Origin of the sequence: Flexithrix dorotheae DSM 6795 (genome assembly GCF_000379765.1) — a bacterium.
Classification (GTDB): Bacteria; Bacteroidota; Bacteroidia; order Cytophagales; family Flammeovirgaceae; genus Flexithrix; species Flexithrix dorotheae.
The window spans coordinates 535707-551189 of record NZ_KB903454.1 but is presented as its reverse complement, the minus strand read 5'-3'; the positions used below and the strand labels follow the sequence as shown (position 1 = coordinate 551189).

The 15483-nt window shown below is 37.5% G+C and carries 11 protein-coding genes and 1 pseudogene; 9 read left to right on the top strand and 3 right to left on the bottom strand.

Going from position 1 to position 15483, the window contains the following annotated elements; translation table 11 throughout:
* Positions 1 to 298: 298 nt before the first annotated feature.
* Genes A3EM_RS0124440 through A3EM_RS0124405 form a run of 8 tightly spaced genes read left to right on the top strand, consistent with a single transcriptional unit; the run spans position 299 to position 8253 of the window.
* Positions 299 to 1945 (top strand): N-6 DNA methylase, encoded by a 1647-nt coding sequence (locus A3EM_RS0124440; protein ID WP_425402071.1) that lies wholly within the window; start codon positions 299 to 301, stop codon positions 1943 to 1945.
* Positions 1946 to 1960: 15 nt separating this feature from the next.
* Positions 1961 to 3766, top strand: coding sequence for a hypothetical protein (locus A3EM_RS0124435; protein WP_245576543.1), 1806 nt, complete (start codon positions 1961 to 1963; stop codon positions 3764 to 3766).
* Positions 3763 to 4062, top strand: coding sequence for a hypothetical protein (locus tag A3EM_RS0124430; RefSeq protein ID WP_020530884.1), 300 nt, complete (start codon positions 3763 to 3765; stop codon positions 4060 to 4062). Before A3EM_RS0124435 ends, A3EM_RS0124430 begins: the two co-directional genes overlap by 4 nt.
* Positions 4055 to 6247 carry a lactonase family protein gene (locus A3EM_RS0124425; RefSeq protein WP_020530883.1) on the top strand — a complete coding sequence of 731 codons (2193 nt, stop codon included), beginning with the start codon at positions 4055 to 4057 and terminating at the stop codon, positions 6245 to 6247. Before A3EM_RS0124430 ends, A3EM_RS0124425 begins: the two co-directional genes overlap by 8 nt.
* Positions 6248 to 6250: 3 nt before the next feature.
* Positions 6251 to 6475 (top strand): hypothetical protein, encoded by a 225-nt coding sequence (locus A3EM_RS0124420; protein ID WP_020530882.1) that lies wholly within the window; start codon positions 6251 to 6253, stop codon positions 6473 to 6475.
* Between the two features lie 32 nt (positions 6476 to 6507).
* A complete protein-coding gene (locus tag A3EM_RS0124415; protein ID WP_020530881.1) occupies positions 6508 to 7239 on the top strand; it encodes a hypothetical protein in 732 nt (243 codons plus the stop codon).
* Positions 7239 to 7913: a hypothetical protein gene (locus A3EM_RS0124410; RefSeq protein WP_020530880.1), complete on the top strand. Its 675-nt coding sequence runs from the start codon at positions 7239 to 7241 to the stop codon at positions 7911 to 7913. Before A3EM_RS0124415 ends, A3EM_RS0124410 begins: the two co-directional genes overlap by 1 nt.
* A 1-nt stretch (position 7914) precedes the next feature.
* Positions 7915 to 8253 (top strand): hypothetical protein, encoded by a 339-nt coding sequence (locus tag A3EM_RS0124405; protein WP_020530879.1) that lies wholly within the window; start codon positions 7915 to 7917, stop codon positions 8251 to 8253.
* Between the two features lie 15 nt (positions 8254 to 8268).
* Here the strand turns inward: A3EM_RS0124405 and A3EM_RS0124400 are convergent, their stop codons facing one another.
* From A3EM_RS0124400 to A3EM_RS0124390, 3 genes are read right to left on the bottom strand one after another with little or no spacing between them, the layout of a single operon-like run.
* Positions 8269 to 11124 carry a type I restriction endonuclease subunit R gene (locus tag A3EM_RS0124400; protein ID WP_020530878.1) on the bottom strand — a complete coding sequence of 952 codons (2856 nt, stop codon included), beginning with the start codon at positions 11122 to 11124 and terminating at the stop codon, positions 8269 to 8271.
* A 1-nt stretch (position 11125) separates the two neighbouring features.
* Positions 11126 to 12337 (bottom strand): restriction endonuclease subunit S, encoded by a 1212-nt coding sequence (locus A3EM_RS0124395; protein WP_020530877.1) that lies wholly within the window; start codon positions 12335 to 12337, stop codon positions 11126 to 11128.
* 1 nt (position 12338) lies between these two features.
* Positions 12339 to 13910, bottom strand: coding sequence for a type I restriction-modification system subunit M (locus A3EM_RS0124390; RefSeq protein WP_020530876.1), 1572 nt, complete (start codon positions 13908 to 13910; stop codon positions 12339 to 12341).
* Between the two features lie 375 nt (positions 13911 to 14285).
* Here A3EM_RS0124390 and A3EM_RS43550 point away from each other — a divergent pair.
* A pseudogene (locus A3EM_RS43550) lies at positions 14286 to 15455 on the top strand (IS3 family transposase); the annotation flags it as partial.
* Between the last annotated feature and the right edge of the window lie 28 nt (positions 15456 to 15483).

Below are 15483 nucleotides of genomic sequence, written 5' to 3'. Positions count from 1 at the left end.
TGGCATCACCAATGAGGATACCTACTATGCTGCGGTGGAAGCTTTAAAAACCATTGCCCACACTGAAATTTCCACTGAAGATAAGAAAAAAAGGGAATTAAGGGAGTTGGAAAACAAGTGGAGAAATATCAAAGAAAAGGGATTCTTTCCTACTCCAAAAACACTGGCTAAAAGGCTGGTGGAAGAAGCTGGTATCCAACCTNGAGAAATTGTATTAGAACCTAGTGCCGGCCTTGGTCACATTGCAGAAGTCATTCGGGAATTGCACCCTGAAAATGATCTGCAAGTGATTGAAAGAATGGTGAGCCTGGAGCAAATCCTTTTATTGAAAGGTTTTATCCTGGTAGGCAATGATTTTTTGCTTTATACGCCAGAAGCAGGAAAAGCTCCGGATAAAATCATTATGAATCCACCATTTGAAAACAATCAGGACATTGCGCATTTGCAGCATGCTTATTCCATCCTGAAACCTGGAGGCCGAGTGGTGGCTATTATTGGTGAAGGTGCATTTTTCAGGCAGGGAAAAAAGGAAACTGCATTCAGAGATTGGCTTCATCAAATTGATGGGGTAGAAGAACCATTACCCGAAAATTCATTCAAAGGAGCTGAAGCATTTAAACAGACTGGAGTAAGATCAAGACTGGTAATCATTGATAAGCCAGGAGCGGAAAAAGAAGATGATTTATCGCTGGCTTTAGCCTTGCAAAAACAGCGAATAAGGATTTTGAAATTGAAGGCTAAATTAAAATCAGGCTTAGGAAATATAAATGATGATGTTAAATTAAAACTTCAACTCCAAAAACAAAGGATTAGGTTACTGAAGTTAAAAAGTAAAAAATCCAATGCCCAAACCAAAGTTCAGGCTGTTCCACTTTCAAAAATTCATGTGAATAAAAAGCTATTCCAAAACAGGGAAACTGATTATTCCCATGAATCGGTGCAAAGGATTTTAGAGGCCGTGGAAAGTGGGAATTTTCGATGGGAAGTTTTTGATCCGGTATTATTATGGAAATCTCCAGCTGGTAAACTATATATCCTTTCCGGTCACTCCAGAACGCAGGCATTTAAAGAACTGGTTAAAAAGCGTAAAAAAGTAGGTGGCAAATCCTTTAAAAGTATTCCGGCCAAAATCATTCAGGTAAGTGAAACAGAGGCAAAAAGAATCGCCCTGGAATCCAACACACTTTCTACTAAAGAAACCGATACGGAAAGAGCCAATTATTACAGGTCTTTGAGAAACCAGAAAAAAAGTAAAAAAGAAGTAGTGGAGCTGGCTCAAAAAAATGAAGGAAAGAACTGGAAAAAGATATTCAATTTATCTTACCTGAATCCTGAAGGTTTTCTTATTGATAGCATTAAGGCCACGGAAAACTCAGATGTGCAAAGCAAATCTGTGGTGAATACCATTGCGGACTGGATTGGAGAATTAAGAGTAAGGTTTCCTGAATTAACCGATAGTCATGAAAAGGAAATTGCAGACTGGCTTATGGGAGATGCTTATGGCAATAAGACCGGACAAATCAGTAATAAAAGGATGTTCCTGGAAAAATTGGAAAGTGCTATTTATAAAATTACTGAGTTTGGGAAAATTCCTCCAGGTAAAAGACTCAATCTTAAAAAAACAGTTTCCAAATCTCCTGTAGAACAGGATTATGAAAGACAGGTTGAGGCACTAAAAAGGGAAAAGAAAAAAGCCATGGATGTGCTGAAGGAGAAAACAGAAAAGCTTCTGAAAGGAGCGCATGAGGGTAAAATCACCAAAAAGAAAGCGCAGGAATTATTAGAGCCTTATCAGGATAATTACATGGGACTATTCAATAAGCTCAACAAACTATTGGGTAAAAAATATGACATTGCCCAGGCTGCAAAACAGCAAACCAGTTTGTTTGGGTTGGGAAAGTTTTTAATTCAAAATAAAAAGGAGCTATTGAAAGCTCCAATTTAGCAGCGAGCCATGCCCATGGAAACGAATTTCCACCGTGGCTCTCAACGTGCGAAACGACTGCTTAAAGGCAAAGATACAAAAAGAATAATTTTAGGTAAAATGGCCACACAAGTAATACTTAACCGGTATAAATCCATTAATCCCGCTGTCCTAAGCAGGGAAGTAAAGGAGGAATTGGTGTTAATGGAGAATTTGAGTAAACAGTTTTCAGATCAACAGGTGCTTTCCCATCAGGCCTTTCAGGATAACTTCAATGATTTGTATGAAGTGATAGAGGAATTGCATCCTACTGCCATTCAAAATTCAGCAAAAAAAGAAGTCCCCAAGAAAATTACAAGACCCTTAATTCAAAGGGCCAAAACTAAAAAGACTAATGTACCCAAATCCAAAGAAAAAAAGGGTACACGAAAACAGGTGCCCAATTTCACAGAATCCGAAAGACAGATCCGAAAGTTTTTAAGCTGGCAACAGAAAGTAAAAAGCAGGACGCAAATCAGAAATGCAGCGGTTTTGCTCAATAAAAAGGGGGTAACTGAAATTTTTGATCAAAAGAACAAACCGCTTTTAAGAAACATTTACCGGGAGCTGGAAAAGACTTATAATGGCATGCTGGATAAAAGGCAAACCAATATCACCATCAAATTTTCTAAGACGATTTTCCAGGAAATGCAATCGGTGATGGAACAACTGGAAATCCTGCCCAGTGTGCGATTGATTATTCGCTATTTAAACCTGCAGGGAAAAGAAGGTATTACCAAAAAGTCCGCTGAACTTTTAAAAAAGAGCATTGAAAAAGCCATTTCCAACCGAAGAGTTTTAAAAGCAGATAAGTACTTTGAAAAACTCAAAACAATCACCAGGAGCCTAAAGGATTTTATTGGAGGAAATAAAGAAAGTATTTCCCTTCAGAAAGAAAGTCTGGCAGGATTAAGTGGAATTCCAGGAGTGCATTTGTCTCCTCCAACCAAAAGAAAAAAGCCTGTTAAAAAAAAAGCCCGATCGGTAAAAACTATTAAAAAAAGTTCTAAGAAAAACTCTGAAAAAACGCTTACAAAAAATAAGACCATGACCATTGAATCTGATCCTAAAATACCTGACACCATTAAACCAGCGGTCCTTGAAAGTGGTGGTTTTGTGCTGGCTCATCAGCCAGTTACAAAGCCACCTACTTTTAAACTGGCGGGTGAAATGGGAAAGTTTTTAGGAGAACTTCAGCCTTATAAACTGGCCATTACGGTCTCTGGAAACCGTGGAGGTGGGAAAACCACTTTGGTCACACAGCTCATTGATGCCTTTTTGGATACAGGAAAAAAAGTTGGATTTTTCAGTCTGGAGCAGGGAGGCATGGAATCCAAGGATACTGAAAAACTGGTGACAGCCAATATCAAAGCCAAAAACAGAAGCCAGTTGGCCATTTCAGGAGAAGCTGAAAAAGGGATTGAAACGGTTAAAAAGTTTGCCAGCGTTTTCGATTGTGTAGTCATTGACAGTTGGCAAAAACTGCAAAGCTGGGGAGCTAATACCCGATTTGATGAACTTAGAAGTGAATTTCCCAACACTATTTTTATTGTCATTTTCCAGCAAAATGCTCTTGGTGGCACAAAAGGAGGTGTAGCCGCTGAATTTGATGCACCAGTGGTACTAAAAGTGGTCACAGTGGATCCCACATTTGTCCGCAACTATGCCATTGCAGAAAAGAACCGTGGCAATTCCCTGGAAAACAAATATCTAATTGCAGCAAAAAAAACAGTTCTGCTTTTTACGCCCAAGCTGGAATTATCAAAAGATGAAGATGAAAAACTTTTAATTGACCTATTATGAGATCAAATGCCATTTCCAAAGCTATTATCCAGATCGGAAATACTGTGCAGGGTTTAACCGTGCCTCCAGGCGCAGTGAGTTGTATCATCAGTATGGATGCAAATGATCAGGTCACAAATCCACTGAAAGCAGGTCGTTTCTGGGAAACCGGAGATGATCCCACCACCTCAGAAGGCATGATTTTAAGCGATGGTGGAGCATATGAAATTTTAGGCAGAAAGAATATGGAGAATTTTAAAGCAACAAGTACTGAAGCAGATAAGGAACACAAACTAATGATTACTTTCTATGACTAGGCAATTTAAACGTATTTGGGAAGTACCAGGCATTTCCAAAGTTTTAACTGATTCTTCCACTTCACAGCCACCAGAGATAATTGAAAATGAACTGGGTGATGAGCTGGACATTACAGGTCTGAGTAGTATTAATTGGTTTTTTGGTTCAGGTGCAGGAATTCGGTTTGCTAGTGGAGAAGTAAAAGCCTTACCAGGAGGACAAATCAATCAGGAAGAAGGTGGTTATACTGTTTCCGATGGTAAAGGCAACCTGCTTTTTTATACCGATGGGATTAATATTTTCAATAGAAACCATGAGGTAATGGAAGCTGGTTTATTTGGTGCGCAAAGTAGTGCGACCAGTGCCGTTGTAGCTGTACAACCAGGTACAAGTTTGTATTGGGTGTTTACGGTGGATGAAAATGTGGGCAGTAAGGGCATGAATTATTCTATTGTGGATATGAACCAAAATGAAGGTTTGGGCACAGTGACCGAGAAAAATATCAACCTGTTACCAGCCAGTAATGCCACTGAAAAAATCGGAATGGTACAACACCAAAATGGAGTGGATTGGTGGATTGTTACTCATGGCTTTAACAACAATAATTTTTATGCTTACCTGCTTACAAAAGATGGATTAAACATGAACCCGGTGGTAAGTAGTGCCGGAATTGTCTATGATTATGTAACTGATAAAACCGGATTTATCAAAGATAACTTTGCTCAAAACAGGCTGGCGGTGAGTACTTATGGCGGTGGTGGAAAAGCCAAAGTGGAATTATTTGATTTTGATAATGCCACCGGAATTATCAGTAATCCTGTAGATACCGGAGTATATGTCAATCCCTATTCTATTGAGTTTAGTCCTAATGATGCCTATTTGTATGTAGGGGAAACTCCTTATGCAAAAAACACCTGGGATAAAATTTATATTTATGATATTCAGGCAGCTACCTTAAATACCTATTGGGAAAGAACAGAAGATAGTACAACACCTTTTCATTTTGGAATGCAGGTGGCTCCTGATGGGAAAATTTATGTGAGTTTTAATTGGCAAATAGCATTGGGGGTAATTAATAATCCAAATGACCCCGCTCTTTCATTTATAGAGTTTACCCCACCAATGTTAACTGGTCCATCCAGAACCGGGCTGCCTTATTACCCAAAGGCTTATATTGATGTGAGTATATGGGGAGAAAAACCACCTAATAATACCGATTCAGCACTATTTAATATCGCCTTTGTTGATCCCAATGGAGATGATTTAACCGCAGAGGTAGGCAGGATAAACAGACCGTTTGCTACCTTTTCAGAAGCTACTGACGCTGTAAGTGAAGGGGGAACGGTGATGGTCATGCCAGGGGTATATACCAACCATTTGCAATTAAATAAACAGGTGAATTACCACTTTTTGGAAGGAGCTAAAATCGAAAAAACCGGGCTTTGTATTTGGTGTAGGGAAGATAACCTGGACATTGAAATTACCGGAAGAGGAGAATTTATTTCCACCAATGCAGACTATGGCTATAACCGAAATAAAGCGATCAGGATTTATCCTGTGACCAACACCAAAATTAAAATTGAAGCCAAAAAAATTACCGGTATCCAAAATGCCCAATACACCAGTGGATCAAACGGGATTCTTGCTGTAAAAAATGCAGAACTCACTGTATCAGTGTTAAACAATGCCGATACCAGAAATAGTGGCTATGACAGTGTAGCGGGATTAATGCTTAAAAACTGCTTTTTGAATAATTGTGAGATTGTACCCATGATTGGAGTCAATCACATTCATGTGGAAGATTGTTGGCAAATCCGCTATGGCCAATGGGCCGTGGGTCTTAATCTTTACCAACAGGGCCGGGGGAGTATTGTCAATTCCAGAATCATTGTAAAAAACAGCGAAGTTTTAATGGTAGATCAGGCAAACTGGGCGGTATCCACCTGGGGAAATACCACAGGAAGCAAAATCTATTTAATCAATAATAAATTCAAGTGTTACAATTCCACCGATACCATTGTAATTGGTGCATGGCGTGGAATGAGTTTCGAGTATTATTTCCAAGATAATATTACCAATGTGATGGTAGGCCACCATCATTTTCAACCAGTGGTAAATAAAGCCAGAAATGAAGGCTTCAGGTACGATCCGGATTTAATGGTAACCCCGGAATTTGAGACTTTTTTATTCAATAAAAATTTTTAAGTGATGGCTTTTAAATCAGTGCATACACAGGGACAGGTTACTTTGGAAGCACTTTATCATGAGGAGGAATTACCTCCTTTTACCATTTGTATAGTCAATGAAAATGGTTTTGTAGTGCCAGTGAATAATCTTCCTGAATTTAAAGATCAAAAAGAAGCGGGAAACGGTGGGCTTGTCCGGGGGCAGTGTTTTGTAACCGATAAGGGAGAGATTTTTATGAAAACCTAAAACAGCAACCAAAAACAGCAACAAAAAAGATTATGGAAACTATAGAACAATTCGATTTTTCCATTCGGGGGAATCCGGCCAGACTCAAACTGGTTAAAACTGAAAACGCTTTTATTCCCAAGTTTGAGCATGAAAAAAACGGGATTTTAGAAGCCTACGCCATCCAAAATCTGAAAGTGGACTTTCTTTTTAAAAGACTTCCTATTACGGCTACCAAAAATATTTACCTCATTGGTGATATTCCGGAAAATGGAGATGTGAGTGATCCTGCAGTTCATATCATGCCGATTTCTACAGAAAATAATATCCTTTTTAATGCAGAAAGTATGTTGCCGGCCAGTTTGGGCAATCAGAGAAGTTTTGATTTACTTGCTGGTTTTGACCTGACATCTATTTCCCTCACTTTTATTCAGTATTTCAGTCGCTTAATGCTCAATGGCCTGATCAATCACTTGTATGGCTCCAGGTGTTTTAGTTACCTTGACAACCTGAGTTTTTACCAGCCTTTGTTGCTTTCCGTAGATGTGGAGCCACCTACTCAGAATGAGGATGAATCCTTGAATGCAGATGGAAAATTTACAGTCAATGTCACTGAAAGTAATGGCACTGTGTTTTATAAGCTCAATGATGGGAATTATTTGGAAAACCCTGTTTTTGAAAATCTGGCAGAAGGGGAATACACTATATCGGTAAAAGATTTGACCAGTGAAATAGTCATTCCGGCCACTTTTCAAAGGCAAAAAATTACCCCACCACTTTTTTAATGATGGAAAATGGAGGCATCAATCTGGTTGAATTACTCGATAAACACGGACTTTTTGCCGGTGTGCTTTATGCCATTGCCTTAATATTTTTATTCCAGCTTTTTAGCCGAAGAGAGCAGGCCACCGATGCCTTCATTAATTTTTCCAACAAAATGGCCTATCTCATACACCATGTTATTATCGTGAGAAACCGGCAATTTATTCAGGGCATTTCAGACCGGATCAGTAGCATTTATACCTACATGTACATGCTCATGAAAATCAGTCCGGTGCGAATTGCGGTTTTCAGGTTTGATTACAAAGAGCAGGGAAAAGAGAAATTTTATAAATGCTACATGGTGCATGAGGCTGTTTCCGGAGTGGAGCCCATCAAAGATTTTTGGCAGGGTATTCAGATTAATAAGCAAGTTTCGCAAGTCCTCATTGTGGATACCATTTCTGAAGGATCAAAAGGCCTGTATTTATCCAACCTGGAAGAAATGCCGGATGGAGAATTGAAAGATACCCTGGATAGCTATGACATCAGAAGTATTTTTTCCATTTACTTAAATAACCGGGCAGAGCGGGTTTATTCCCTAGTGGTATTTTTCAATCGGGAAAAATCCCTGGAGCAAAGTGATATAGCAACCATCAGGCTTTGTGCGGCCAACATTGAAAAATTAATTTTTAGCTGAGATGGAGGAAAAGCCAAATCTGACCACAGAAATCCTAAAGTTTACTGCCAGGCTGGTGGAAAACCTGGAGCATGCCATTGCCAAAATGGCCAGAAGGCAGAAAAGAGATTTGGAACTGAAAAAAATTGAGGAAAAACTAAAAGATGACCTGGCCATTAAAAAAGAAGACCTACACCTCAAATACCTCATCCTCATGCCCACCAAAGAAGCTTTCCTCCGTGTGGATGATTTAATTGATTACCTCTTAATCATCAGAGAAAGGAGAATCAAACTCCGAAATTCCAAAGAAATTACTGATTTTATAGACTATCTGATTGATTATTTGAGGTCTTATCAGTGAGGGAGGGATACGCAATCATTCTACATTAATTCCATTAATAAATGTTTCAACAAAACCCATAATCTTTCCTAAGATTTGGTCACCCATTTTTTTTCGCTGAAGTACAGAGGGTTTTTCACCTTCTATTAAGTCTAACACTTCGTCTCTTAGTGGTTCACGCTCTGCAAACAGATATTGTTCAATTAGCTTTTGCGTTTTGTCGGAGGATAGTTTTTCTTCTTCGACCAGCTTGCCAAACGCCTTTTGCTGTTCTTCGTCCCAGAATTTGTCAAACTCCTGTTGGATGTTTTCAGAATCATCAATTTGAGGGAGGTTTTCTAGAATGAATTTCTCGATTAACTCACGCTTGCTTCTTAAATTCGATTCTCCAGTCAGTAAATCAACAATTTCTTTGCGTTTCTTCTCTTGGTCTGATGTGTTTGCCCCTTTTAGTTCTGCCAGCAATTTGAGAATGTAGGTCACATTGATTTCATCTCGGTGAATCAGCTCCAGTTCAAAATCCACATCGTCAAGGATAGATACTTTTTCCTTTAGGTGGTCGGTTTTTACTTTGTCGTGTAAATCGAGGTATTTGCTTTTGTAATCTTCAAAAGTTTGTTCGGTCATTTCCAAATCTTCCCAGTTGAAGTCGGTAAAAGTGGACATGGTATTTTTAATACGCATCAATGCCCTAAAAGCCTTTACAAAATTTAACTCATCTTCTTCACTTACTAAATCATTTATACTATCCACCGTGGGCGTTATCTCCAATAACTCCTTATATTTCTCATTAAAATCATCAATATAATTCTCGTAAGGCTGCATGATGATTTCATCAATCGCCTCTTTGTTACTAAATAGGGTAATGGCTTCGTCCGTAGCTTTTTTAAGATTACGGAAGACAATAATGTTTCCTTGTGCTTTTTGTTCGTTGAGTATGCGGTTAGTTCTTGAATAGGCTTGAATTAATCCGTGATATTTCAGGTTTTTATCTACATAAAGGGTGTTCAGCGTTTTACTGTCAAAGCCTGTAAGGAACATATTTACCACCAACAGAATATCAATCTTTCGCTCTTTAACCTTTTTGGAAATGTCGTTGTAATAGTTGTAGAACGAAACGCTGTCTTTAGTGGAAAACTTGGTTTCAAACATTTGGTTGTAATGCCCAATGTATTCATCGAGCTTTTCTCTGGTATGTACATTCAAACCGTACAAGGCTCTTGGTTCTTCTACTACAGAAAGTTCTTCCGGAATAAAACCGTTGGCATCGGCATCGTTTTCATTGGCTGCAAAACTAAAAATGGTGGCTACTTTTAAATTATGTTCTCCACTTTCTTTTTTGCGTTGCAGAATCTCGTAATATTTTATCAGGGTTTCTACACTACTCACACAAAACATCCCTGTAAATTCCTTGTTGTAAGTTTTGCGGTTGTGGTTGGTAATAATATGGTCTGCAATCATTTCCAACCGCTTGGGAGAATCCATTAACTCTTTAGTGTCGATGTCTTCTACTTCAATATCAATTTCGGTAGCGGATTCCTTTTGCTTGTATCTACCTACGTATTCAACTGCAAATTTGAGGACGTTCTCATCTTTAATGGCATCTGTAATCACGTATTTATGTAAGCACTCTCCAAACAGTTCTTTGGTAGTTCGTTTCCCCAATTCATTTTTAACGGCATTATCTGCAAATATCGGTGTACCTGTAAAGCCAAACATTTGGCTATTATTGAAAAAAGATTTTATACGATTGTGGGTCTCTCCAAATTGTGAACGGTGGCACTCATCAAAAATGAATATCATACGTTCATTTTGCAAAGCCTCCATTTTGCCTAAATATTGCTTTTTACTAATAGCAGTATTTAGTTTTTGAATGGTTGTAACAATCAACTTTGTATCATCAGAAAATTGCTTTACTAAGGCTTTGGTATTGTCTGTACCATCAATGCTGCCTTTGCTGAAACTATTAAATTCTTTAGTGGTTTGATAATCTAAATCTTTTCTATCTACTACAAACACCACCTTTTTTACAACAGGTATATTCATAATAACCTGACTTGCTTTGAAAGAGGTAAGTGTTTTACCCGAACCTGTGGTATGCCAAATATAGCCTCCTGTGGTACTATTTTTTACCTTTTCAATCATGGCTTCTACTGCATAAAATTGATAAGGACGTAGAATCATCAATATTTTTTGAGCCTCATTGAGTACGATGTATTTGCATATCATCTTGGAGACATGGCATGGCTCTAAAAAATCGGTGGTAAAGCCGTTGATGATATTGGTGAGCCGCTTGTTTTGAACATCTGTCCAGTAGAACGTCTGCTTAAAGGATTGATGTCTATTGTTGGCGTAATACTTCGTATTTACACCGTTGCTAATGACAAATATTTGAACATACTGAAACAAGGCAGCATTAGCCCCAAACGAATGCCTTTGATAACGATTGATTTGGTTAAAGGCTTCTTTTAGTTCTAAGCCCCTGCGTTTTAATTCTATTTGAACCAAAGGCAAACCATTGACCAACAAGGTAACATCATAGCGGTTTTTGTATGTTCCTTCTACTGTAACTTGATGGGTAACTTGATATTGATTCTGACACCAATGCTCGGTATTGATAAACTCAAAATAAAGATTGTCGCCATTGTCACGAATTATGTGCTGCTTTTGGCGAAGCGTTTTGGCTTTCTCAAAAACAGAACCTTTACTTAAAATGTTTAGCACCCTTTCAAATTCCTTATCGGTAAAGGTGATTTGGTTGTGCTTTTCTAATTGCGATTTGAGATTGCTTAGTAATGCTTTTTCATCAGGAATAAGCACTTTGGCGTATCCTAATTTTCCTAATTGAGCAACTAACTGTTCTTCTAATATTTGTTCGGGTTGCCTACTCATACTACACAAACATTTTTTGTAATAAGCCCTTTTTCCAAATTTTGGCTTGGGTAAGTTGGGTATTGACTTGCTCTATTTTATCTGAAAGATTTTTTAGAAACTTGGTGATTTTTAATCTTTCAGCTTCGCAAGGATATGGAATAGGCATATTGTAAAAATCACTGGTTAAAATATTCATTCTGTCATGTCTTGCACCAATGTTAGCAACACTTACTAAATATTTATGCCAATATGCTGTTTCAAAATAATACTCAAAATATTCCAAATTGCTATCCTTAAACCTAAAAACAGAATACAAAGGAGACATGACTCCCTTAGCTAATTTATTTCTTTTTATAGGACCAACAGGGGCATGAACTGATACTCTTGGATTGTAAACAAAATCGTCTTTATCCACTATATAATAACCATCTAAATTACCTTGATTAGCAATGTCTTTATCGAAATAATCTGTTTGACTAACAACTCCTTGTGTAGCTGAATTAGTTAATACATAATTTATTGAATTATCGGAGTTTTTATCCTTTACTCTCGTTGCTAAATCTCCCAACTTCTTTTTCTCCCATTTCGAAAACTCTTTGCCATTATCATCTTTAAATCTTAGTTCTTGCTTAAAGATTTTTTGCATTACCCCTTTTTTGTATTGCTCTAACAATTCCGCCTTTTTTGTGAGTTGAGCTATTTTGTCATCTACTTTGGTAAGGAAAGCCTCTATTTTTTGTTGTTCGGGGAGTGGGGGTAGATTTATTTTGATTTTAGATAAATCTGTTGAGTTGATAGCTGGATAACTTGTTCCAGTACATCTTAATAGCACTTTATTTACGAAGTAATCAGTGTGAATATATTGAAAAATGTATTTAGAATTATTCTCAGTCCTAATTTGTGCATAACCAGTTGATGCTACGTAATCATTTTCAGCTTTGTCAAAATAGTAATTGTTTTTTTGATATGGTCTGACAGTCTGATATAGGATATCACCTTGTTTCAATAATCTTTGTGCCCTACTTGGGGCATCTTGTTTATCGAGCCTTTCCTCTTTCAATAGATGCCCATTATTTACACTTTCTAAATCAACGTATATAAATGAATTAGGTAATTCAGAATTTTTAGGATTAATTGTTACTGCTTTGTTGAGTTCTATATTATGCCAACTTTCTGTAAACTGTGGAAATCTCAACTCAGGCACTAATATTTGCTTTGTAGCTACTTCCATCTTAAAACGGGGTTGAAATTCCTAATTCATCACAATATGCAGCTATTTCCTTATCGGTGGTTGCCATATCGGTATCCACTATCTTTAGCTCAGTCGCTACGGCTTCAATATCAATCGGTTCTTCTTCCTCAAAGGTATCTACATAACGAGGGATGTTTAAGTTGTAATCGTTTTCGGCTACTTCGCTTAATGGTGCTACATAGCTGTATTTATCTTCTGTTGTTCGGTTGCGGTAGGTAGTAACTATTTTTTCAATATCGCTTGGGCGAAGTTGGTTTTGAGTTTTAATTTTATCGTAATGCTCGCTGGCATCAATAAAAAGAATATCATCAGGGTTTTCTCTACACTTTTTAAATACCAATATACACGTTGGAATACTTGTGCCATAAAAGATATTGGCAGGTAAACCGATAACCGCATCTAAGTAGTTTCTATCTTCTATTAAATACTTACGTATATGTCCTTCTGCTGCTCCCCTAAATAATACTCCATGTGGCAATACAATGCTCATAGCACCATTATCAGCCAAATGGTGGATCATGTGTTGCACAAAGGCAAAATCGGCTTTACTGGCAGGAGCTAATTTTCCATACTGGCTAAACCGATCATCACTTGTAAAAATAGGGTTGGCACTCCACTTTGCAGAAAATGGTGGATTGGCAACAATAGCCTCAAATTTATCGTCTTTATGCTGCGGATGCTCTAAGGTATCTTCTTGCTTAATATCAAATTTACGGTAATGAACGTCATGCAAAATCATGTTCATACGTGCTAAGTTGTAAGTGGTACGATTTAATTCTTGTCCATAGAAATTACTCACATCTTCTACTTCTTTAGCCACACGCAACAATAATGAACCTGAACCACAGGTAGGGTCATACACCGATTTCAACTTTGTTTTACCAGTAGTAACAATCTTTGCCAGAACTGTACTCACTTCTTGTGGGGTGTAAAATTCACCAGCTTTTTTACCTGCACCCGAAGCAAATTGCCCAATCAGATATTCGTAGGCATCACCAAGCACATCAATTTCTGTTTGCTCTAATTTGAAATCAATTTTATCTAAATGAGATAATACTTTTGCTATAATTTCATTTCGTGCTTCTGGTGTCTTGCCCAACTTGGTACTATTTAAGTCCATGTCTTCAAAGAGGTTGTCAAAATCCTCTTCCGAATCCGTACCCATTGTACTTAACTGGATGTTGGTTAAGATTTTTTGCAGGTCTTCTATGATAAAATTAGAAGCTCCTTCCTTGTCGCTATTCCCTCTTTTGGCAACTTCACTAAACAATTCAGAAGGTTTTAAGAAGTAACCCAACTTTTCTAATGCTTCTTCACGGATAGCGGCTATGTATTCCTGTCCTTCTTCTGTTTCCTCTTTAATATCAGTAAAAACAATACCATCAGGTTTTAAAATACTATTGGCATATAATTCCATTTTCTCCGCCAAGTACTTGTAGAAGATAAATCCCAATATGTAATCACGAAATTCATCTGCGTTCATCTTCCCTCTAAGGGTGTTGGCAATGTTCCAAAGTTGGGTTTCAAGTTGTTTCTTTTGGTCTTCGGACATATAATTTTGATTTCCTTTTTTATTAATTCTGGGTAAAGATATATTCTCTCGGTCAAGAGGAGGTTTTAATGTTGTAATTTTGTTCTTTTCAAATACAACTATTTTCGGCAAAGCTTACCTGCATACTTTAACCGTATTGAGTATTTATATCCTAAATCTAATAAATTTTTTATTTTTACATAACTTTAATAGTGAAAGACTGCTAAATAAAATATTTTCATTCGCAATTACTAATAATCTATTCCAAAAAATTATATGTGTTTAAAATATCGGGGAGGTATCAAATTCCATTATTCCATAAAGGAATGGACCTGCAACATTTGACTGGACAAGAAGTTAAGTTAAGCCTAAAACACTTAACTTTACAGAGATGAAAAAGAAAGAAGGAAATATGATAAATCTTTTAAGCAGATGGCTGTAGAACTCTGCTTATCAGGTAAATCTACAAGAGAGGTAGCCCAGGACCTTGGGGTACGTACAGAATTAATTACCCGATGGAAACGAGAATTTGCTGAATATGGCAAGAATAGTTTTGCTGGGAACGGTAAAGCAGTCATGACAGATGAACAAGCTGAGATAGCCCGATTAAAGCAGGAATTAAGGGAGGCTGAAATAGAACGGGAAATCCTAAAAAACAGGAACGCCTGCCGGGCATCAGCATCTTCTCCAGAAAAGATGGCAAATCTACCAATTTATAAAGGGTAATAGTTCTCAGTTTGCTATTGAGAGGATGTGTAAGGTGTTTAAAGTCAGCCGTAGTGGTTGTTATCATTGGCTTAGGCGGGAACCATCGAAAAGAGAACAGGAAAATTCAGTGTTAAAAGAAAAAATAAAGGATATTTATCAGGACAGTAAAAGCCGGTATGGAAGCCCCAAAATCACCATATTATTAGCACAGGAAGGTTTAAAAGTTTCTCGACCCAGAGTAGCCAGGATTATGCAACAGGAAGGCCTGCAAAGTATCATCAGGAAAAAATACAAGGTGACTACTACTCAAAGTAATCATTCTTATCAAGTGGCAGAAAACCACTTAAACAGGGATTTTTATGCCGAACAGCCGGGGCAAAAATGGGTGTCTGATATTTACGGGGACGCCTAGTCGTATATTCCTACTGATGAAGGTTGGTTATATTTAACCAATATCATCGATTTATATGATAGAAAAGTTATTGGATGGGCTTTCAGTGATAATATGACAGCTAAGGATACTACTATAGCAGCTTGGGACAGGGCTTTGCAAAATAGAAAATATCAGCCCAATTTGATCTTTCATTCAGACAGGGGAGTACAATACGCTTGTGAAGCTTTCAGAAAAAAATTAGCAGGCACAACCGTGATACAAAGTATGAGCAGAAAGGGTAACTGTTGGGATAATGCCGGGCATCGCATGCCGTGGCAGAAAATTTCTTTAAAATATTAAAATCAGAATTAATTGAACATCGAAAATACCAAACTATCCAACAAGCTAAATTAGATATTTTTCAATTTACAGAAGGCTGGTACAACAGAAAAAGAATACACGCTTATTTAGGGTATAACCCCTGATCAATTTAGTAATTTATTTTATCTAAAT